Below are 20729 nucleotides of genomic sequence, written 5' to 3' on the forward strand. Positions count from 1 at the left end.
AGCACGTGACGGTCGATGACGCAGCCCGGGTTGTCGCGCTCGATGGTCAGGGGCAAGTCGCGCTCGTCGAGGACGACTTCTACCTTCAGCAGCGACGCGTCCTGCACCTTCCTGGTGGCGGTTGTGGGGGCCAGGATCCATATAACGCGGCGCTTCGGGAGCTGGAGGAAGAGACGGGCCTTGTCGCTGGCCAACTGCTTCCGCTGGGTGTCATCGATCCGCTGCCGTCAACTACATCCGCGAGAACGCATCTATTCCTCGCCACCGACCTGAGGCCGGGCACGGTGCAGCGAGACGACACCGAGGTTGGAATGACGCTGCAGTGGTGGCCGATCCATGATGCCGTTGAGGCCGTCCTTGCAGGAAGGATCACCGAAGCGGGCAGTGTCAGCGCGCTGCTATTGGCAGAGCGGGCTCACCGGCCCTACTAGGTGTTTGCTGACCCACCGGCGTTACACGTGGGAAAAGGCGAGGCCAGGCCAGTGTGCTCCTGGGACGTTCATGCAGCGTGCCACGCCGCGGGGACGTTGTGTCCGGTGTACTGGGTGAGCCGGGATTGTAGTTCAGCCAGCACCTCGATGGCACCCTGTGTCCTGGCGCGGGCCACCTCGTAGCGCGGCCACGCGCGCAGCACCGAAGGATCGGGCCATTCCCGGTCCATGGCCGTCGCCGGCTCATCCTGGCCAGGCAGAGAGTGCTGCGCGCAGAAGTCGGCCCAGCTCTCGCTGGTCAGGGAAAGATCCGCAGCCGCCCTGCCCGCCGCGATAGCGGTCGTGTGCAAGGGATGATCCGGTTCGAGCGCGGTGAACAGTTCCTCGACGGCCTTGTACACCTTCGCGCTCTGCTCGATGGCCTCCCCGACGACGTGGTCCAGGTCATACTCCCTGTCGGTGTACGTCCATACCAGCGGAGCCAGGCTGGCGAGTGCGAGCTGTGCTCTGCGGGCCGCCATCTGCTGCGCGGATTCGCCGTTTCCGGACTTTCCCCTCCTCCATCGGCTCCATGCCACGTCCGTCCGCTCCTCTCGCATAGCCCATCCCTCGGGTCTGTCAGACACTTTGCCAGCACGAAGCCGACCGCAACCAGGGAGTCGCCCGTACTGCCGGGGGCAGTGCCCGACGGTGGTGCGCCTGCCGTCCGGTCCCCGTGTGCCGACGCCGTTCGGGAACACGTGACACTGGCGCGTGTGCGGTCACCTCGCTGGCCGCCCGGGGCCGAGCCCGGCCGCCTGTCCCAGCTCGGTCTCCTTTTCGCGGCATCTCTGCAGCAGTTCCTCGTCCTGGAGTTCCTCGGCAAGCTCAGCGAGGAGGGTGAGTGCCGTGCCGTAGAGCCGGTAGCGGGCGTGGCGAGCGGCGTGCTCGGCGGCGTCCACGGCCGCGGAAAGGGCCGGGCCGTGTTGTCGGAGGGCGCGGTATGCCGAAGCACGGGCCAGGTCGGCGTCCGCGTCGGACGGGGCGGCGCCGGACAGGAGGGCCAATGCCTCCTCCGCGCGCCCCGCCGCGACCAGGGCGTGCCCGAGCCGGGCGGTCGCCAGGGCGGCGTCGGCATGGTCCTGGGCCTGGGTGTAGCAGTGGCGGGCCTGCTGCCAGGCGGGTACCGGGTCTCGGTCGCGGTCCTCGTCCAGTTCGGCGCGGGTCTGCCAGATCAGGCCGCGCAGCCGGTCACTGGTGACCAGGGTCAGCATCTCCTGGGCGCTGGCGATGGCCTTGTCCGCCCGCTCGCGGTTGTCTGGGTAGCCGCACAGCAGCTCCAGGCCGGCGAGTTGGGTGCGCAGCTCGGCCTGGACGTCGATCGCGCCGTCCCACAGTGCCGCCTCGGCACCGCAGGTGTGGCTCTCCTGCCAGTAGGACTGATAGACCCGCGCGTCGTACAGGGGCCGAAGGGCCATCGCCAGCCGCCATACATCCTGGTGCCACTGGACGTGTGTGATCGTCTGCATGAGCTGGGTCACGGTGTGCTGCTCGGCGTCCAGCACTTCGATTGCCGCCCGGCGCTCGGCGTCATCGGCGGCGGGCGAGGTGCAGGTGACGGCGGCTTCTTCGACCACCTTCAGGCAGGCATCAGTGATCTGCCGCAGCACGTGCAGCCGGTCCTGGGGCGGCTCGGCGGTGGCCTGGGCCCGCGCGTGAGTCAGGGCGTGCTCGCGCAGCCGGAACCGGCCTTCCGCGCCTGCCGACACCAGCAGTCCGGCCTCCGTCAGTTCCGTGATGGCCGTCTGGCCGGCGGAGTCAAGCAGGGCGCGGGCCAGGGCGGGGCCGATAGTGGGCGCGGGCAGGTGCCCCAGCAGCCGGTACAAGACGCTGGCCGGCTTCGTCAGCCTCCTCACCGCGGCGTCCAGGTCCTCACTTGGCGGGGCAGGGCTGGCCAGGTTCAGGAAGACAACGTCGCCGTGCAGGCTCAGCCCGGGAAGCGACCGGTTGCTACCCACCAGCAGCATGCCCTGCGCGCATGCCGCAATCGCGGCCTCCGGCACGTGGGACACGCCGTCGACCACGATGACGATCCGGCGCTGCGCTGCGACCTGCTGCAGTGTGTGGTAGCGATCGGCGTACCGGGCCGGGATGAACTCCTCCCACATACCCAGAGCGCGCAGGTGGCGGGCCAGCATCACGTCCGGGTCTCCGGCGCCGTCGCGGCGGACGTCGTGCATGTCGAAGTACAGCTGCCCGTCGGGAAACTGTGCGGCGTGGCGGCGTACCCAGTCGGCCAGCAGTGCGCGACGCGCTTCCCGGTCGGCCATCTGCACCGCGACGATCTGGGCCCCGGCGACGGTGGCCTGGTCCAACGCGGCCTGGTGCTCGGCCATCACGGTCCCGAGCCAGATTTCCCTTAGCTGATGAGGCACGGGCAAGGTGCGCTGGGGCAGCATGATCCTCGCCAGCCGGGTCGCCGGGTCGGTGGTCCCGGAGGTGCCGTCATTCGGCACGTGTACTCCTTGGTATTGCTCGGCTCACACGCCGTGCGGCGCTTCCCGCATCCTGCCACCAGGAAGACCTCCCCGGTCCCGGCACAGGGCTCGTGACGTTCCCCGCCGGGGCGAGTTCTCTTCGGCGCACGCAGCCCCGCCGCACCCTGCCCTGCGCACCCCTGGGCGCGCGGCGAGCGCTTAGAAGTCCGGCATGATTTGACCGCGCTGAGCGGCCGGGCCCTGTGCCCTCGGTCCGTTCACGCGACCAACTGCTCCTAGAATCCAGGCATGGGCGAGGAGTTGGAGAGTGTGCGCTGGTCGCAGGCCCGCGCGAAGGCCGACACGTTCCGTGGGCTCGATGGCCGCGAGCGGGATGTCCTGGCCCTCCTCTACTACGTCGTCGCAGTGCGCGAGGGGCGCGAGGTGGCCAGCGTCGGCTTGCCGGAGACGCGGCGCCGGCTGACTGACCTCGACGCGCTACAGCAGGACCTGGACGCGCTGCTTCCCGGCCCCGGCCCTGATCCGGACCGGACCTTTGAGGAGGGGCAGCGCGCACAGATCCGCAGGCTGACCGCTGACACCGCAGGCAGGGACGGCGGTTTCACGGGGCCGGGGCCGGTTACCGGCCGGATCTGGCATGTCTGGGACTGCCTGCGGACACCGCACGGGGAAGTCGCCGACGACCTGATGTCAGACATGCCCGACCACGATCCTCCGGCCAGGATCCAGCTGACCGGCAAGACCTGGTTCGAGCAGTCCGCGGGCCAGTTGGTGCGCCATGTGGACCAGCTGCTGCTGGCCGCGGCCGGTGCGCACCTTGTACACAGCCCCGTACAGATCACGGCCGGCATCCACGCGGGCCGCACCGGCAGGATCAACACCGTGATCTGGGATACCGAACGCGATCTCGCAGTCGGCGATCCCCCCGCCTCGTACCGGGTCCGCCTCGACGAACTGTACGGGCCTCAGGGGCTCGTGGACGTCAGCCCGCGGGAGCTGATGAAACTGCCCGAGTGGGACAACAAGTTCGTCGTTGTCCATGCCGGCGAGATCCTCCCCACCGAGTGGAACGCTGCGGTGCTTCTCGCCGCCGACGGCGACACCTCCTGGCACGACGACGCAGTGGAGGCCCTGCGCGAGAGCCAGCGTTGCTATGGCCGCCAGGTGGTCCTTATTCCCCGTCCTCCCGACGGCAGGGCGCCGTCGGCCGAGCACGATCAGTGGATCAGCAACGCTCACGCCTGGGCCGACGAGATCATCGCTCCGGACGCCGGCGTCCCTGGCGAGCCGCCTCGCTTGGCGCCGGGAGTTCCCGCCGATGGCCGTGAGCACGACGGCAGGCTGATCGTCTTCCCCCGTACTCCGGGCACGGAGCTGTCCGAGCGGTCCTGGGCCAGGCAGCACGCGGTGATCGCCGAGGACGCCGTCGCTGCGGCCCGCGCAGCCCAACTGCGTATCGGCCGCGGCATGTCACGCAAGAGCGGCGCGCGGGGAGTACCGCTCCTGGTTGCCCAGACGGGCGGGTTTGCAGACTGGCGGATGCGCCTGGCCGAACACGGCAGACGACTGGTGGAAGCCCGCGTCGCCTGGGCCGACCGGGAGGGCGGGAAAGACCGGGCCGCGCGCTGGGCCGTGCACGCACGCATCGAGGACCGAGAACTGCACACCACCCATGAGGTGATCACCGGGCACACCACTCGACTCAGCATCGTCCTCTACCGGCCTCGGACAGTTTGGACGGACAGCGAGATCGTGCTAGTCCAGGACGACACCAGCATCCTGAACGTGGCCCCCGAGATCGGAGGACCGCACATGCTGCTCCGGCTGCCGACGATGGACATCGGGCTCATCCGCAGCGGGGGAACGCGCGATCGAGTACAGGCCGTACTCAGCCTGAAATTCGGCCTGAGCATCGAGACAGACCGGCTCTTCTCGCAGTGGCCCCGCAATGACACCAGCATGACGGCATCAGCCCATCAAGTCTTGGGCCTGGAAATCACCGAGGAAGAACTCAACTCGCTCAGCAGCAGCGCTGCTGAGCGGCCAAGCCCCTCCGTGCGCTGCGAGATCCGCACCCTAGCCGAACTGATGGCCAAGCCGGTGACGGACTGGGCCACCCTCGGAATGATCACAACAGTCATGCGACCCACCGGCCTCACCGACCGCTGAACTGTCGACAGCCGCCGACAACGAACTGACCTCGAGTCGCGGTGGGGTAGCACAAGATCATCTCAGCGCATCGCGCTGGTGGTCGCGCAGCGCGACACCGGACCTGCCGATCGCCACGACCCCGAGTACCAGCGGTGTCCGGAACCGAGCTTGCTCGTCTTCCTCGGTGCCGTGTGCACTCCGGAGTGCGTACTTCGCCGACCTGCTGTCCGAACCTCTCTGTGACTGGGCCATTATCGGCCTCGTCACCCGCGCGATCATGCACACTAGCCCGCCCGCCTCCGGCGACGTCGACCACCCGCGCGGATGTGAACGCATTAGCAGCACACCAGGTCTCCTTGCCTGCCAAAATGGATACGCCACGAGGACACTGACGAATGCCCTGGGGGCGATGCGCGCATGGATGCGTCATGCCGGTCATTACCTCATCACCGAGCGGTTTACCTCTCGTCGCGGGTCTGTCAAACGTTTGACAGACCCCGTCGACCAGATCACCGACCGCGTGGGGGGCAGACATCGACCCGGCCGATAGTTTGCCGGCCGTTTCCGTATCGGGCGTGCGGCGACATGGGCGGGCCGCGTACGCCGCCCCCGCCGCCGCTGGCCTGCTGCCACTGCACGGCCACCTGGCGGTGGGTGCCCCGCGTACGGGCCAAGATCGCCGCCGGGACCTGGGAAGCCAGCGTGAGCAGGGACGTGGCGCGATCTTGGCGCGGTTGGACGGTCCAACAGCCGGAGCCCGCTGAGTTGGTCGCTGCTGAGCGGCTGACCGGGGAGCCATGGCGGGGGCGTCGCCCGTGGCCGAAGCTAGTCCAGCCCCCCTGTCTGTGCGATGTGGGCGATGAAAAGGTCAGCAAGTTCGGGCTCTGAAGTGGTTGGCACAGGCGTGTCCGGGACTTCGCTCTGCATGCCCCACTCTGTGTTGAAATTGATGGCCGTGCCTTCCGGCGCCACGTTGTTCCTGAGCCATACGGCGAACGTGGCTGCTGAGCTGGCGGTGCAGTCTTGGACGGACATGCCTTCCGGCGACAGGAGGGCCATGCCCTCCAGTTGTTCGTCGTCCAGGGTGATCCCGAAGTGCATCGACGATCCCTTAACGGGCCCGTCGGTACCGGCGTCGATGCGGATGAACTCGTCGGGGTTCCGCTCTCGTAGTTTGGCTTCCAGGCTCTCGTACGTCAGGCCCCAGCTCTGTCCGCCCGGCGGAGTGAAGATGTACATGGTGCGGAGTTCTGCGATCTCTTCCGGTTCCATCGTGGTGTGGTGCTTCCTGTGCGGCGGAGTGGTGACGGTGGTCAGGGCACGTAGCGTGCGTAGCCTTTCACGCCGTAGGCGGCCATCATGACGCGCCAGTACTGGACGGATTCCTGGTTGTTCGTGACGGTTTCGACTCCCCGCATCTCTGTGTTCCGCGGGTCGTTGAGGGCTGCGGCGTACTTCTTGAGCTCGCCGCGGTCTGACCGGTAGAGGAAGTCCTTCTTCCCTGATTCGTGGTTTTCGCGGAGCTCTTCGAGGGAGCGGTAGCAGCGTTGGTCTGGCTTGTTGACGTACTTCGCTTCGACGGCCATGCCGTCGCGGTCGCGGAATCCGTCGACCATCAGGGTGTTGTTCACGCTATGTCCGGATGGGATGTGGACTTCGTACTCGGGGTATCCGGCCACACGTTTCTGGTAGGCGACCTCGGCGGGTCTGCCGCCTGAGACGTCGCCCTGGCGCAGGGAGTTCAGCCAGGTCTGGAAGTGTTTCTGCTCTCCGGGCGTGAGTGGTGGGAAGCGTGGGTTGGGTGGGGTGGCCGGGGATATCGGCTGGACGCGCGGGCCGTTGGCGGGTCGGTAGGCGACGGGGACCAGGGTCGGGATGCGGATGAGAGGGGCCAGGAGCGGGGGCAGGCCAGGCACGGGGCTGTTGTTGTCGGGCCGTGGCATCTTCACCCGGGCCTTGGAGCTGTCCAGGGCGGGCGGGATCTTGCCGAGTGCCGCGATCCGCATGTCGCTGGCGATGAGTTCGTGCAGGCCGCCGTCGTTGCCGTCTCCTCCGAACCGCGGTTGCTCCCAGGGCAGGAGGAACTCGCCGGTGATTGGGTTCGAGTCCATGGGGAGTCGCTGCTTGGCGGTTTCGACGTGATCGGCGTAGGAGTCGCAGGCGTTGGCGATCATCCTGCAGGCGGTGGGCAGGTTCGCCATGAGGGTCTCGTCCTCGCTCACCTCACTGGGTGGCGGGTGCTTGCCGACGAACTTCCTGAAGAAGTTCTCGACCGCGTCGGCGGTCTCACCGACCTCGTCGAGGGTGGCTCTCTTCCACGCGGTCTCGGAATCCCAGTACGCGTCTTCGAGGATCTTGGCGGCGTGCCGCCAGGTCAGGGCGGCGGCGCGGAGCTTATCTGGTTGTCCGAGGAAGCGTTCGTTGAAGAGGTACTGGTCAACGCCGCTGGTCTCGCCGACGACTTCGGGGAGGTCCTCGGCGTGGTGGCTGGCGCGCGGGCTGCAGTCAGGGCCTGACGGTTGAGCCCCGATATCAGGACCCTGGGGGCTCTGGCCAAGGAGCTCTGCCGCGATCTTGCTTTCCTGTTTCAGGAACGCCTCGGCCGACTTGAGTAACGCGCCCGCTCCGTTGGCCATCACCTGATGGGCGAACCCTGCCTTGTCGAAGACCGTCTTCACGGCTTCCTTGTACACGGTGGCGAAGGCCCGGCCGGCCTCGCCGTCGCCTGCCATGCCTCCGTTCTCGCTGAGTTCCGTGGAGAGCAGGCTCAACATGTTGTAGATCAGGTCACGCAGATCCACCATGGACCAGGAGGCGTTGACGAAGTTCGCCGTTTGATGCCGAAGGTTCACCGTCCCTCCCCCGTGGATCCCTGACAAGCGCTCAGGGAACCATACTCGGTTGCGAATCGGTGCCATGAGGAGGCTGATGGGGCGTCGGCAGGCAGAGGTATTTTCCTAGCACAGCACTTCGACTCATCTGGTCGTGGCGGGAAGTATGTGGAGTGCTGCTGACAGTCGGCTTTGACGGACATAACCAGTGCGTCGGTGGTGCACAGGAACCGGACCTGGTGCTCGGGGCCGGCGGTCATGGTCATGGTCTGCCGCCTCCTTCTATGGTCAGAATGTCGGTGAACGCAGTCGTGCTCTGTTTGGGGGCTGGCAGCCAGCCGTATTGGCGCGGCCGGGAAGTGCCTTGCAACGTGCTGTACCGGCTGGCGGTGCGGTCGGCATCGGGATAGCGGCTTGATGTGCCTCATGAACGGGCGTTTGTCAGAGCCCGGGCGTTGTTTTCCTACCGAGGGGCAGCTCCAGGATGCGCTCGGACGTATAGGTGTTGCGGTCGGGGTGCTGGGTTTCCAACACCAGCCACACGGACTTGATGCGGGCGGTTACGTGATGGCGGGCATGGCGGAGTAGGGCGGAGGCAAGGGAGTCCGCGCGGTCCACCAGGTTGGGCGTGTCGGTGTCGACGGTCCCGTACCCGGCCGACAGGTGTGGGAAGTATGCTTCGGCGGCCTCAGGCATGATCAGCCCGCCGTTTGCTAGCCCGGCCTGTACCCGCCGGTTCAGCTCGGTCGGTGCGTCATGGGGCGCAAGGTGCGGCCAAACCCGCGCGAGGACAGCCGAGCGGCTGAGCGCGACCGGCCCGATGTCCACGGAGAATGGCTCTACTTCGGACAGCTCGGCCCGGAGGGCTTCGGCTGCGTCCTTGAGTTGCCGGGGGCCGACGCGCTCGTCGGCGTAGTCGTGCGCGAGGGCAGCCTGGATGGTCCAGTGCAGGTCGCTGTCGGCTACTGGGGTCACGATGTCCTGGTACGGGGCGAGTACCTCCCGTACCTGCCGGAAGTAGCTGACCACGTCTGGGGGCGGCAGCCACAGTACGTGCGGGCGGACGCTGTCCTCGGCAGGGCCGCCCTCGGCGCGCCACAGCCGGCCAGGATGCATGAACCTCTTCACGCCGCCATCACTGCCAGTTCGTGCAGTGCGAAGTCGGCTGTGACCATCAAGTGGTCTGAGGCCGCTTCGGCGTCCGGCCCGTCGTGAGTGAGGTGCGTGCGGGTGGTGGCGGCAATGTCCGCGGTGACGCGCAGAGTGTCGATACGGCGCTGGCCGAAGTCGTCGGGCCGCCCTTTGGCGTCGACCCAGTGCCCGCACGACCACTGCCACGGCACGTCCAGGACGGCGGCGGTATCCCTCAGCCCGCCTGGATCGCGTCGCAGGAACTCCCCGGCATCCCGGTTCGCCAGCTTGGGCGCGTTGGGGTCCTTGGGGTCGAAGGTGACCTGGTAGCGCAGCTTGCGGTGGTTCTGTTCCAGGTACGGCTCGGGGTCGTAGTACTCCCCCCTCGGGCGCCGGTCCGCACTGAGCCCGTTCCAGTCGGCCGCGACGCCGCCAGGGATGGCCGGGTCCTGGAAGACGGACAGCACGCGGTGGGCCTCCCACAGGCGCCGCTCGGGCCGGAAGGGGTCGGCGTGGTAGGAGCACCAGCGGGTGGGCACTGGTCCTCCGGCGCGGAAGGTGGCGGCGACCAGGCCGTGCCAGAAGTCGCTTCCGCCTTCGTACGCCCGGAGGGTGCCGGGGATTGGCTCGATGTCGGGTGTCCACAGCAGGCCGACGTGGAAGCGGTTGGCGCTCGCGCCGGCCGCCTGGCTGGCCAGTGCCGGGATCGCTTTGTGTCTGCGTGCCGGGATCGCCTCGCAGCACATGCCGGTGTCGTGAGCGATCCTCCGTATGAGGCGTCGGGCGTCGGCTTTGGTGTCGCCGAGGAGTTCCTGTATGCCGAGGACGCCTGTGCGGCCCTGGTAGGCGCGCCGGATGTTCCCGATGATCAGGTTGTATCGCTGCTGTAGCTGGGGGGTAGTCGGTATCTCCAGGTTGAGCAGGTTGTACGTGCCGAATCGGAACAGTGCCGATCTCACAGCGGCTCCCTTTCTTCTACGCGATCAGTGTGTCGGCCGGGAATGGTGCAGGGCCGTCGGCCGCCCGGTCCGCTCAGTGGGTTCGTAGGTGGCCGCACTGCTCGTGTGCGGGCAGGCCGACGGACGGTCTGAGCGGGGCCCGGCGGGCGCATGTACCCGGGTTTGGGTTTCAGGGCGTGTCGGGCGGCCAGGTGAAGACGAGCCGGCTGCGCTGTTTGTCCAGGACGTGGCCCCCGGGCAGATCACGGTCCGCGGTGCCAGTGGGGTATACCGACAGGTGCGGGCCGACGCTGCCGCGTGCGTCACGGTCCCAGGTCACGACGAGGTCGGCCATGATCTCGGCGAGTTCGTCGGCGCGCGGGCCGTGAGCGTGGATGCCGAACTCCCACAGGCTGATACCGGATGCGTCGGCGGGGAGTTTGCGGGTCAGGAGGTGGGCGAGGGAGTCGTCGCGGACGAGGGCGGCGGCCTCCCAGCCTTTGGGCCGGTGGAGGATACCGGTGTCGAGATCCGCGTCGACGGCGAGGCGGGCAAACCCGTTGCCGAGGTGGGTCGCCAGCCACAGCAGGAGCATGTCGAACGGCACGTTGCCGGGGATGGTGACGCCGGTCCAGCGTTCGGTGCGGGGCATGTTGAGGGCGGCGTCGAGGCGACTGGTGTCGGTGGGGCTGCCGTCGGCGAACCGTACGGTGACCTCTCCACCACGCAGCCGGATGACGGTGTCCTCGCGGTAGCCGGGGCCCTGGAGGGGAACGAACCCGCAGACCGTATAGCTGTCCGCGACCAGCACACCATCGCGTTTGGTGAAAGCGATGGACCAGGTGTAGCCGTGGATGCGCAGTGGGACGACCAGGCGTCCGTTCTCGGCGAGGCAGTCGACCCATGCGGGCGGGATGTCGCGGGCTTCGACGGTGACGATGAGGGCGTCCACACTCCTGGGTTTGGTGAGCAGGGCCGGGGCCTGTTCGCCGTCGCCGAGGTGGATGCGGACCTGGTGATAGCCGGTGTCGGTAAGGAAGCGGCGGGCGCGGTCGGTGACGTAGGGGTCGATGTCGATACTGATCACGGTGCCGTGTCGGCCGACGACTTCCTGAAGGAGGGCGGCGTTGTATCCGCCGGAGCCGATCTCGACCACGGTGCTACCGGGGCGCAGCGCGGCATCGCGGAGCATGAGGGCCTGCAGCCAGGGGGCCGAGGCGCTGCTCGTGGCCGCCCCGCTCGTGGTTCGCTTGATGACGGGCGCCTGCTGGGTGTCGTACGCATCCTCCAGGGCGACACCAGGGAGAAAGCGGTGGCGCGGGACCAGCCGAAACGCCGTATCGATCGCACTGCCCACATCCATGCGGCCCTCCTCGATCAGCCGGTCGGCCATCGCCTGCCGCAGCACGGCCGTCTCGGCGGCCTGTTGGGCGAACTCGGTTACGTCAGCATGAGCGATCGAATACCGGTGCACAGGAGGCAGGCCAGTGAGCAGGCCGGGCCAGAGGGTGTCGATGACGTGCGCGCTCGGGGTGAACAACGGCTGGGCGAGGTGAGGCAGGTCAGCGGGCTCGTGCCACTCCCACCGGCGGATCAAGTGAGGTTCGGTGACAGACGGTTCGCCGGTGTAGGAGGTGACACGGACGGCGGCCGTAAGGCGTGGGATGCCGTGGGTGGAGTCCATCAGGATGGCCAGCAGCCGCGCGTCCGCGGGGTCGGCCTTCAGACCGGTCTCCTCCTGAAGCTCCCGCACGGCGGCGTTGACGAAGTCCTCGTCGGCGTCGTTCTTGCCGCCAGGTAGCTCCCAGACCCCGCGGCGAGTCGACCAGCCCAGCAGGATCCGCCCCACCGGGTCGGTGACGACGACCCCGGCGCCCGTGAGCGCGTGCGGGGATGGGCGCCCCTTGCCGGCGCTCTCACCCCGGGCGGGGGCGGGCTCGCGCAGGACGACGAAGGCGAGCCCGTCCGCGTCGTACTGTTCGGCGACGTTCCAGCCCGCGCACAGCAGGCCGAGTTCGTCATCGTCGAGGGCAATGCCCCGCTTGCTGTCCGGCAGAGCGGTGGCGATCGGAGTGATCACACACAGCGTCCCGCCTGGACGCAGCCGCTCACGCAGCCTGTTCATCACACGGGTGCGGTCGCGGATGAAGGCCCAGCTGAGGCGGAAGGTGATCAGGTCGTAGGCAGCGTGGGGCAGATCGTCCAGACAGTCCCGCTCGATGTCGAACACCCGGTAGGTGATGTCGCCGGTGCCGTCGCCGCCTTCGCGGGCGAGGTCGACGGCGGCGGGGCAGTAGTCAACGGCATCCACCCGGTAGCTGCTGGCGGCAAGGTGGCGGGCGAGTTCACCCGTGCCGCAGCCGATGTCCAGGGCCCGGCCGCCTTCGATGGGGGCGGGCGCATGCTCGGCCAGCAACGTCCGCTCGCTTTCCCCGAGTTGCCGGAAGCCCTGCCCTCCGGCGTAGTGCTCGTCCCATTCCTTCTGTCCGGTGTAGGCCAATGGGGTATCTCCTTCATTGAGGTGGCGGGAGGGGTCAGGAACGGGCGAGTTGGTGGAGGCGGGCCAGGGTGCGGTGGCCGCGCTCGACGAGTTCGGGGTCGTGGTGGGTCATGCCGAACTGGATGCTGGAGAGCGCATCGAGTCCCCTCTCGCATTCCCACAGCTCCACCTCGTCTGCGGTGAGGGTGCGGCCGTAGCCGTCCAGGAAGGCTTCCTCCAGGTCGGGGCGGCCGTGCCACTGGTCGCTGAGGCGGACCAGGTCACGCACCGCGGGCGCGTACTCGGCGCGCTCGAAGTCGAACAGGCCGAGCGTGTCGTCATCGGCGAGCAGCGCATTCCGCGGCTGCAGATCACCGAGGGTGGGCACCTCGACGATCGGAGGCAGGGCCGCACGCCGGGCGGCGAGAGCGCGCAGCAGTTCTTCGTCCCCGTTCTTCAGATACGGGCGGGCGACGGACAGGTGACGCTCCAACTTCCCCGAGGGGGAGGTGAGGTCGGCGGGGGGTGAGTGGGGCGGGGCGCTGTGGTGGAACGCGCCGGCCAGCTCGCCGAGCCCGCGGTGCACCCGCGCCTCAGTTGTCCGGTCCAGGATGGCGCCGTGCAGGCTGCGTCCCGGCAAGGCGGTCACCACGATCGCCCGCTGCGACGCGTCGGCGGCTACCAGGCGCGGCGCGTGCCAACCGAGCGAATGCGTCCACGAGCGGTACGCGGTCACCTCCCGTCCGTGGAAGCGGTCATTGTGGTGGATCTTCACGTACCAGGTGCCCCCGGAGCGGCCGACGGCCCGCCACACGCGGCTGTTCTCGCGGACCCACGACGCATCCGCCCAGTCGGCGATCCGGCCCACCGCCTGCTCTGCGAAGACACGCACCGCGTCCTGCGGTGCCAGTGCGTTCGAGGGACGGGGTGCGTCGGCGACGATGCGCAATCGGTCGAGGGCGGGATCGTAGGCGATCGGATCGCGGGGCTGTTGGAAGTGCACGGCCAGGCGTGCTCCGGCGCGGTAAGCGTCGAGGCCGGCTCGGCAGTAGGCCACCATCGGCTCCGGCAGCGCATCCCATCCGAACCAGTCCATCGCGTCGCACAGGGTGGGCTCGGTAATCTCCGGCTCGCCCTGCCAGTCCACCACGACCAGGAACACTCCGGCGCGGGCGCCGCCTGCCGGGGCGCGGTGATGGACTGTGAGCGCCCCACGGACATCCGCCCGGCTGGCCACGACACCGGTCTCCTCCCGAAGCTCCCGCAGTCCGCTCTCGACGACGTCCTCGTGCGGTCCGTCCAGGTGCCCCGAGGGCAGATGCCACATTCCGGCCGCATACACGGGCCCGGCCCGCCGGGTCAGCAGCACCTGCTGGCCCTTGGGGCTGTTGCGCAGCAGGATCAGGTGCACGTCGACCGGAACCGTGAATCGCCCTCCGGCGGCCTGCCCGCTCACGCGGGGCCTCCCGGGCGGCGGGCCAACAGCGCCACGTCGGGCACGCCCGGTATGGCGTCGGCCAGTAGCCGCGTGACCTGCTCGGGCACGCCAGGCCGGAAGCGGGGGTACGCGTCGGCCGCTGGCCCGACCAACAGGTCCTTGTCATCTGGAGTCGAGGTGGGTTGGTGATCGGCGGGCGAGTTCACCGCGGGTCCCCTTTCAGAGGGCGCTGGTCGTGGAGCGGCCAGCAGAGCTTGTTACGGCCGAACCCGGCGACGGCCCACTGTTTTCCGTCCGCATAGAACTCGATCCGGTACGCGTCAGGTTCGCCGGCCGCCTGCCATCGGGCCGCGATCTGTTCGATCTCGTGCCAGATGGCGCGAGGTCCGAACGCTGTGACTGAGCACATGCCGTCACCATTCGGGCTCATGCGCACCCAGGAGCCGCACTCCGGAGCGCCGATCTGAAGGTGCTCGGCGCCGAAGTTGCGTACCAGTCCGGGACGAAGGTGATCGAGGGCCAGCCAGAATCCACGTGCCTCTGGGGGTGGTGGCAGGCGGTGCCCGCGTACGGTCACGCCTTCGGCTGTGGCCATCTGCGCGCGGAACGCGGCGGACAGGAAGAGGCGGTCCCTGCCCCACCCGGCGCGGTGCCCGAACTCGACCGCCCGCAGCTCTCCCTCAACGCGTCCTTGGGCGGTTTTCGTGATCACGGCAAGTCCGGGCCACGAGGGCGAACTGGTGCCGACCGTCGCCAGCAACAACCCCTGCGGCGCGAGCTGTTCCACCAGCGCCCGTGGCACTCGGGGTACGGCGAAGGAGATGAGCATTCGGTCGTACGGCGCCCGGTCCAGCCAGCCTGCCTCGCCATCCCCCGTGACCACGGTGGGCCGGTAGCCGAGGTCGGCGAGGTGGGCGGCGGCGGCCGAGGTGACGTGGTAGTCGATGTCGATCGTGACGACCCGGGCGTCGCTACTGACGAAGCAGGCCACTGCGGCAGTCACGGCGGTGCCCGTGCCAATATCCAGCACCCGCTGTCCAGGCTCCAGATCCAGCTCCTGCAGGAGTTCGGCTGTCATCCCCATCACGCTTGACATGGACGTCATCGCCCCGCCCGTACGCGTGCCACGCGACCGGCCCAGGAGCGGCTCACCGTCGTGCTGGACGGCCACGCTGTCCCCGCTGTAGAGCACGCGCAACAGCTCGTCCCGGTCCTCGGGCACCGACCAGTCCAGCAGGTCCCAGCGTGGTGGGGTCTCGTCCGGTGAGCTGCGCCGTACGTACGCCTGCGGCATCAGCGCCTGCCGGGGCAGCGCCAGCAGTGCCTCGGACACCGGGCCGGGGGACAGATGCCCGGCCGCGTGGAGGCGGGCGACCATGGCCGCACGGGCTGTCGCCGCGTCGGCGTCGTCCACGGCTGCGGCGGTCAGGGGTGCGGTGGTCAGGGATGCTGGTGGGGCGGGTTCAGGCATGGTGGTGATCTCCCTGAGAGGCGAGTGGGAAGGGGGAGAGGGTCAGGTCCAGCCGGGTTCGGTGTAGTGGCGTCCGTGCCGGATGCCGTCGATGGCGGCACGGGTGTAGGCGACGGTCGGCTCCGGCAGGGCGTCGGCGGGCCACCAGCCCCAGTTCACGCACTTGTCGGGCTCCAGGACCTGCGGTTCGCCTTGCCATTGGTGGGCCCGGAAGATCAGCTGCAGTCGGGGCTGGGTGCTGGGAGCCTCCAGGAGGTGGACGGTGTGCACGAGGTCGATGTCCTCGGCCTTGATCACCAGCCCGGCCTCCTCCGTCGCCTCCCGGATCAGACAGGCAACGGCGGACTCTCGCTCGCAGTGACCGGCCAGGAAGTGATGCTCCAAGGGCGCATAGGCAGAGTCGGGGTGCCGCAGCCCGAGCAGGATCTCGCCCTCCCGCTCCAGATACAGGTGGACACCGATGACGTTCGGAACCGTCTTCGTGCCGGTGCCGGTGCCGGTGCCGCGGACGCGGAGCACGGGCAGCTGCTCGCCGGCATGGTGGCGGGCACCCGGATCGGCCTGGTGGTGGTGGATGACGGCCGTGGTCTTGGGGTCCATGGTCAAATACGGGATCTGCTCGGGATCGGTCCAGCGCAGCATGATGCCCTCGGTGAGGGGCAATAGCGCGGGGTCGCCGTTCCAGGTCCCGACGTACACCAGGATCCGGTTGGTGGGCCGGTCATCGGTGTCGGTGTTCTCGACGACGGCGAGCGGGGCCAGGCCCGGGATGCGCAGGCCGGCCTCTTCCAGCAGTTCGCGGGCGATCGCGTCGTCGAGACTTTCGCCGGGCTCGGGGTGGCCGCCGGGCAGGGACCACTGCCCGGCGCTGCAGATGTTCTTGTTGGCGTCCCGCAGATGCAGCAGGTAGCGGCCATCGGGGCGGACGAGAAGCGCCATGACGGTCATGGGCGCAGCCGATGTGGTCAACGAATCCTCCGTACGGCGGGCAGGGTGCGAGGGTCGCCGCGCCCCTCACGGCGGGGTGCGGCAACGGGATGGTCAGCGGTCGTGAGAGAGGGCCAGGAGTTCGGCGAACAGGCCGCCTCCGGCGGCGAGTTCCTCGTACGTTCCCTGCTCGGAGATCCGGCCGTGCTCCATCACGATGATCCGGTCGGCGACCTAGCGCCGTAGACGACGAGCTGGCTGAGGGCTGCCAGCGTGGTCTGCACGGCAACGACCGCGGTCGCGGCGATGGCCGCCTCGATCCGCCCGGTGGCCGCCAGCCAGGCCAGCGCGGCCCAGGTGAGGACCAGGAAGATGCCGCCGATCGCCGAGCTGGCAAGCGTGATCAGCAGCATCTTGGGCGCGGCGGCCAGCGTGCGCGCGTCGATACGCTCCGAAATTGTCCGGTACCAGAACCCCAGATACCCGGTCATACCGTTGGCGCGGACCTCATCGGCAAATTTCAGGCTCGTAACCCAGCCACGCATGTTCTGCCGCACGTTGCGGTCGGCCACATTGGCGTAATGCGTCTCATAGGTGACCTTCGCGTGCAGCACAGCGCCCACCCCGGCGGGAACGACAGCGAGCAGCAGCAGCGGCAGCATCAGCGGATGCAGCACCGTCAATACCCCGCTCGCAGTGACCATCCGGACCACGGCGGCCGTAAGGCGGGTGGCATCCTGCACCACCAGGCGACTGCGGACCACACCCATCTCCGCGGCCTCCTCCCGGTCCGCGCAACCGTCCTCGGCGCGGGCGGCAGCCTCCATCCGGCACACCGCCTCCACCAGGCTGCTGTCCGCCTCGGTCGTCAACGGGGGCGTGATCCGGCCGTCCGCATACGAGGACAACGCGGTCGCGCCCCGTCCGACCGCCGCCGCCAGCGCGATGACCACCAGCGCGGGCAACGCCTCGCGCACCCGGTCGGCCACCTCCCCGCCGGCCAGGACCGACCGCATCGCATCGGTGGTCGCGGTCAGCTGGAGGGCGGCACTGACCCCGATGGCCAGCTGGCAGACGGCCAGCAACAGCACAGCCCGCCGGTCGATGGCCCACGCCATCCGGGCAGTCTGCGCCAGCACCGACGGAAGCCGCCGGCACATCGCCGCGAACGACACCTCCGCCAGCGGATTCTTGCCGTACCTGCCGCCATAGCGCAGCTCGGCGGGCGGCGGAGGCGGCAACCGGCGAGGTGACGCAGCTGCAGCAGGGGCCTGGGCTTGTGGTTCGGCGCTCACCGGTCACCCCCGGTCGGCTCAGTGGGCCAGCCCAGCGGCATAAACAACTGGCCCCTCCGGTACACCTCGAAGGTGGCGCGGCCAGAGCCGAGGAAGGGGACGGCGTGCCGGTGGGCGAACGTCTCCCGTATGTACGACGTGGGACTGGAGGGAACCCTCATGAAGAAGCGGGCATCGGCGCTTTGCCGCACTGTCTCCCAAACGCGTGAGGCAGGCCGTGCGCCGGAGGCGTCGAGCACGGCTGCGAGAGGGCCCAGGGTGGCTTCCGCCCAGGAGCGAATGGAAGCCGGCAGGAGTTTCGGGTCGGTCATGCCCCCCACCTCGGTGCCGGTCGTGACGTATCCGCGGCGGACATCCGGAGGGTGTCAACACCGTGCACCAGGTACGTCCGACTGGAGGAGGCACTCGGGACAGGCTGTTCGAAGGCAGGAGGTACCGGGGTGAGGGTGGGGACGGTATTCATAGCTTCCTCCTGTGATCGGTCGGATGGGTTGGGTGTCTCAAGAACTCGCCTGATCAAGAAGCCGTCACGGGCGGCGGCGGGCGAATCTTCGGGCGAAAGTTCGAGTGGGCGGCAGAGGTCCCGGGGGGCTGAGTGACGCGGTCGTGATGTCGCGTTCGACCACTCTGGCAGAGGGGTGTCACCCGGTTAAGGGATTGTCGTTGCTGCTGAGCACGTTAGGCGTCGTATTCGCAGGACGTCTGTCGGCCATCCCGTCCGCCCTTTCCGCTGACGAGTCGGAAGTGGTTCCGGCACTTTGCAATCAGAATGGACGGCTGTCCGCTGTCCAGGGCTTGGTCCAAGACCTTGCGCATCATTGTGTTCATGAAGTCCCTGCTGACTCCGATGTAGATCGCGGCCGTCGACGGTGATCCGCGACGGACTGTGCGGCTACCGAAAGTGCTGGCGAGCGATGATGGTGAAACCCTCCGAGGATGGAGCGGACGGGACGTGAAGCGGGTCCCCGTCGGTGACGGCACAGACAGCGACAGGACAAATGGGTTGGGGGTGAGGCCGTTCGCGGTTGTCCCAAGCGCCATCGCCAGAGCTCCGGCGTATTGGTTTCGGACTTGAGCGTTACAAGATCAGGGGTGGTCCAGACCTGGTTGAACGCGTCGAGGAGTGTCACGATTTGTGGGTATCGGCTTTTAAGCCCCGAACTAATTCATCAAGGAAGAGTTAACGCGGTGGACGCCCCCTATGCCCTGGTACTCCAGTCCGTGCTCGCGCAGCCGCTTCAATACGGCGAGATACGCCCTGTTGTCTCTTCCGCTGACGGTCGTAGAGAAGGTGATACGGATCGGGCAGCGCGGGCACCGCAAATACACGTGGTCCGAATTGGTTCTCCCCAGCTCGAAACCTTGTCGCCGAGCGGCCTTAGCGAGATCGCGCAACCGTCCGTCGCGAATCCCTTTTTGTGGATTTATCTTGGACATGCAGACCTTCGTTGATGAAGTATTTCCTTGAGGAAGGGCAGCTTGCGGCAACCATTGAGGAGTCGCAGTAGCGCCCTGGTGGGATTTGACTTTGTCCACCAGTGACGACAGCTCGTGCGCCTCGGCTTCCCGAACGCGCGGGTTGCAGTACGAGCTATGGAAGGCGGCCGTGATGATCGGCACCTCGGGCGCCTCGGGCAGCCGCAACCCGACGTTGGCGGGCGGCGTCCGGACACCCTTGGGTGGTGGTGCTGGGGGCGAGGGCCGATGGTGAAGACGGACCCGCGTACGAATCTGGTGGGGTTGCGGCCCTGGCCCACCTCCGCCGGGAAGCCGCGCATGCCGGACGTGTCCTGGGCAGCCTGCCATCGCTGGCCGGCGGCTTTCTCCGCGGCGGTGGCGGTGGGCTTGGTCTGGGAGTAGGTGAGTTCCGTCATCCCAAGCCAGTCGGGCTCCGGCGGGGCCAGAACGCGCTCGCACGCCTGACACCACCGTGCGGGAAGGAGGCCCCGCTTCTCCTCGGGGCCCCTGTCGTGCTCCGGGTTCATGGGCACGAGACGGACTACGTCACCATCCTTGGTCTTCACCCCGGTCCTCCTTGCTGGGTTGTCGAATAGTGGTTTGGCCTTGCCCCGGCACGGCTTATCTGCGGGCCTGACTCACGGACCCTCGCCGGGCCGGCGCACAAGAAGGCACGGTGCGTCGGTGGTGCTCTCCTAAGGCGAAGGCGTGAGACAAACGGGCTGGGCCAGGGACGCAGGAGCGGTGACTCCCCACTGGGGCGGCGGTTGCAGGATCGTCGGTCCTTCGATACTGACGCGGCTGAACCACGCCTCCGGATTGGTGATTTCCCGGCACGTCGGGGCGAGCGACGCGTCGGTCCAGATCCGGTTGAACGGGACGACGCTGCCCGCGACTTCGATGGCTGCCTTGATAAAGCCCACGCCGTCGCCGCGGGCCGCCGCATTTTGATCCACTGAATGCGAGCACACCCATGAGGTGAGATCCGCAGGGCGTTTCAACCAGGGGAGCAGCCGCCCGTGTTGCCGGTACCGCCATGAGCACGGCACTGCTCGGGGCCGGTGTTCACGGCAGAATCCGAAGAAGGCGGTGGCCACCTCCTGTTCGGCCCAGGCGGCATGCCCCTCCATCAGGGCCCTCGTGGCCGAGTCATCGTGCACCCGTTCACCAGTGCGGATCGGGGGTGGTGGGAGCGCGCCCGCGCTTGCCGTGATCTGCGCGTGGTGGGTGCAGGCGTGGACGACGAAGCGGATAAGTGCGGTGCGGTCGTACCGGATCCCCGTGTGGTGCAGGGCCTGCGGCGCGATGAGGGTGTGGGGTTCGCCGTAGTGGTCGGTGATCGTGAGGCCGGGGTTCATCGGCCAGCCCAGGCGCAGGGCGGTGGCGGCCCATGCTGCGAGCCGACCGCGGACCTGGTCCGCCTCCGGCCCGTTGAGGTGGGCTTGCACGAGGTCTTCCTCCAGCGCCCGCTCGGCCCATGCCCGGATCTCGGCCCTCCAGGCGCGGGGAGTGAGCAGCCGGAACACCAGGCTCGGACAGGGCAGGTCCGTGACCTCCTGGAGCAAGGAAGCGGTGTCCCGCAGGATCTGCTCGATCTCCTCGGCGAGCCCGGTGTGGCCCCGGGTCTCGTTGAGGACGTGGATGATCGTCACCCCCGCGTCCCCCTAGCCGTCATCGATACCCGTCCGGGCTGCGGATCGTG

General features: G+C 68.3%; 14 protein-coding genes and 1 pseudogene. 2 read left to right on the forward strand and 13 right to left on the reverse strand.

Annotated elements, in window-relative coordinates; translation table 11 throughout:
* Window positions 1–5: 5 nt before the first annotated feature.
* Window positions 6–431, forward strand: a complete 426-nt coding sequence (locus IE262_RS34560; protein WP_189879319.1) for an NUDIX domain-containing protein — start codon at window positions 6–8, stop codon at window positions 429–431.
* A gap of 68 nt (window positions 432–499) precedes the next feature.
* On the opposite strand, the gene IE262_RS34565 is transcribed toward IE262_RS34560, so the two are convergent.
* Together IE262_RS34565 and IE262_RS34570 are read right to left on the reverse strand one after the other, a co-directional pair.
* Window positions 500–1009, reverse strand: a complete 510-nt coding sequence (locus IE262_RS34565; protein ID WP_189879321.1) for a hypothetical protein — start codon at window positions 1007–1009, stop codon at window positions 500–502.
* A gap of 183 nt (window positions 1010–1192) precedes the next feature.
* Complete coding sequence (locus IE262_RS34570) at window positions 1193–2926, reverse strand: tetratricopeptide repeat protein (RefSeq protein WP_189879323.1); 1734 nt, start codon at window positions 2924–2926, stop codon at window positions 1193–1195.
* Window positions 2927–3196: 270 nt separating this feature from the next.
* Between IE262_RS34570 and IE262_RS34575 the strand changes: the two genes are divergently transcribed.
* Window positions 3197–5077 carry a hypothetical protein gene (locus IE262_RS34575; RefSeq protein WP_189879325.1) on the forward strand — a complete coding sequence of 627 codons (1881 nt, stop codon included), beginning with the start codon at window positions 3197–3199 and terminating at the stop codon, window positions 5075–5077.
* Between the two features lie 807 nt (window positions 5078–5884).
* On the opposite strand, the gene IE262_RS34580 is transcribed toward IE262_RS34575, so the two are convergent.
* The 11 genes and pseudogenes from IE262_RS34580 to IE262_RS34630 form a co-directional block, all read right to left on the reverse strand.
* Complete coding sequence (locus IE262_RS34580) at window positions 5885–6331, reverse strand: hypothetical protein (protein WP_189879327.1); 447 nt, start codon at window positions 6329–6331, stop codon at window positions 5885–5887.
* A 41-nt stretch (window positions 6332–6372) separates the two neighbouring features.
* Window positions 6373–7911, reverse strand: coding sequence for a restriction endonuclease fold toxin-2 domain-containing protein (locus tag IE262_RS39940; protein ID WP_229877794.1), 1539 nt, complete (start codon window positions 7909–7911; stop codon window positions 6373–6375).
* 420 nt (window positions 7912–8331) lie between these two features.
* Window positions 8332–9006, reverse strand: coding sequence for a 2'-5' RNA ligase family protein (locus IE262_RS34590; protein ID WP_189879329.1), 675 nt, complete (start codon window positions 9004–9006; stop codon window positions 8332–8334).
* A gap of 8 nt (window positions 9007–9014) precedes the next feature.
* The gene (locus tag IE262_RS34595) at window positions 9015–9980 is read right to left on the reverse strand and encodes a hypothetical protein (protein ID WP_189879331.1); all 966 of its coding nucleotides are present in this window, start codon (window positions 9978–9980) and stop codon (window positions 9015–9017) included.
* 169 nt (window positions 9981–10149) lie between these two features.
* Window positions 10150–12459, reverse strand: a complete 2310-nt coding sequence (gene fxlM / locus IE262_RS34600; protein ID WP_189879332.1) for a methyltransferase, FxLD system — start codon at window positions 12457–12459, stop codon at window positions 10150–10152.
* 34 nt (window positions 12460–12493) lie between these two features.
* A complete protein-coding gene (locus IE262_RS34605) occupies window positions 12494–13894 on the reverse strand; it encodes a phosphotransferase (RefSeq protein WP_189879334.1) in 1401 nt (466 codons plus the stop codon).
* 184 nt (window positions 13895–14078) lie between these two features.
* Window positions 14079–15347 (reverse strand): protein-L-isoaspartate O-methyltransferase family protein, encoded by a 1269-nt coding sequence (locus IE262_RS34610; protein ID WP_189879336.1) that lies wholly within the window; start codon window positions 15345–15347, stop codon window positions 14079–14081.
* 42 nt (window positions 15348–15389) lie between these two features.
* Window positions 15390–16316 (reverse strand): NUDIX hydrolase, encoded by a 927-nt coding sequence (locus IE262_RS34615; RefSeq protein ID WP_229877796.1) that lies wholly within the window; start codon window positions 16314–16316, stop codon window positions 15390–15392.
* Window positions 16317–16510: 194 nt separating this feature from the next.
* A pseudogene (locus IE262_RS34620) lies at window positions 16511–17434 on the reverse strand (ABC transporter ATP-binding protein); the annotation flags it as partial.
* A 1296-nt stretch (window positions 17435–18730) separates the two neighbouring features.
* Window positions 18731–19189, reverse strand: coding sequence for a type II toxin-antitoxin system HicA family toxin (locus IE262_RS34625; protein ID WP_189879338.1), 459 nt, complete (start codon window positions 19187–19189; stop codon window positions 18731–18733).
* A gap of 533 nt (window positions 19190–19722) precedes the next feature.
* Window positions 19723–20679, reverse strand: coding sequence for a hypothetical protein (locus tag IE262_RS34630; RefSeq protein WP_189879340.1), 957 nt, complete (start codon window positions 20677–20679; stop codon window positions 19723–19725).
* Between the last annotated feature and the right edge of the window lie 50 nt (window positions 20680–20729).

This window comes from Streptomyces bluensis (assembly GCF_014650715.1).
Taxonomy (GTDB): Bacteria; Actinomycetota; Actinomycetes; order Streptomycetales; family Streptomycetaceae; genus Streptomyces; species Streptomyces bluensis.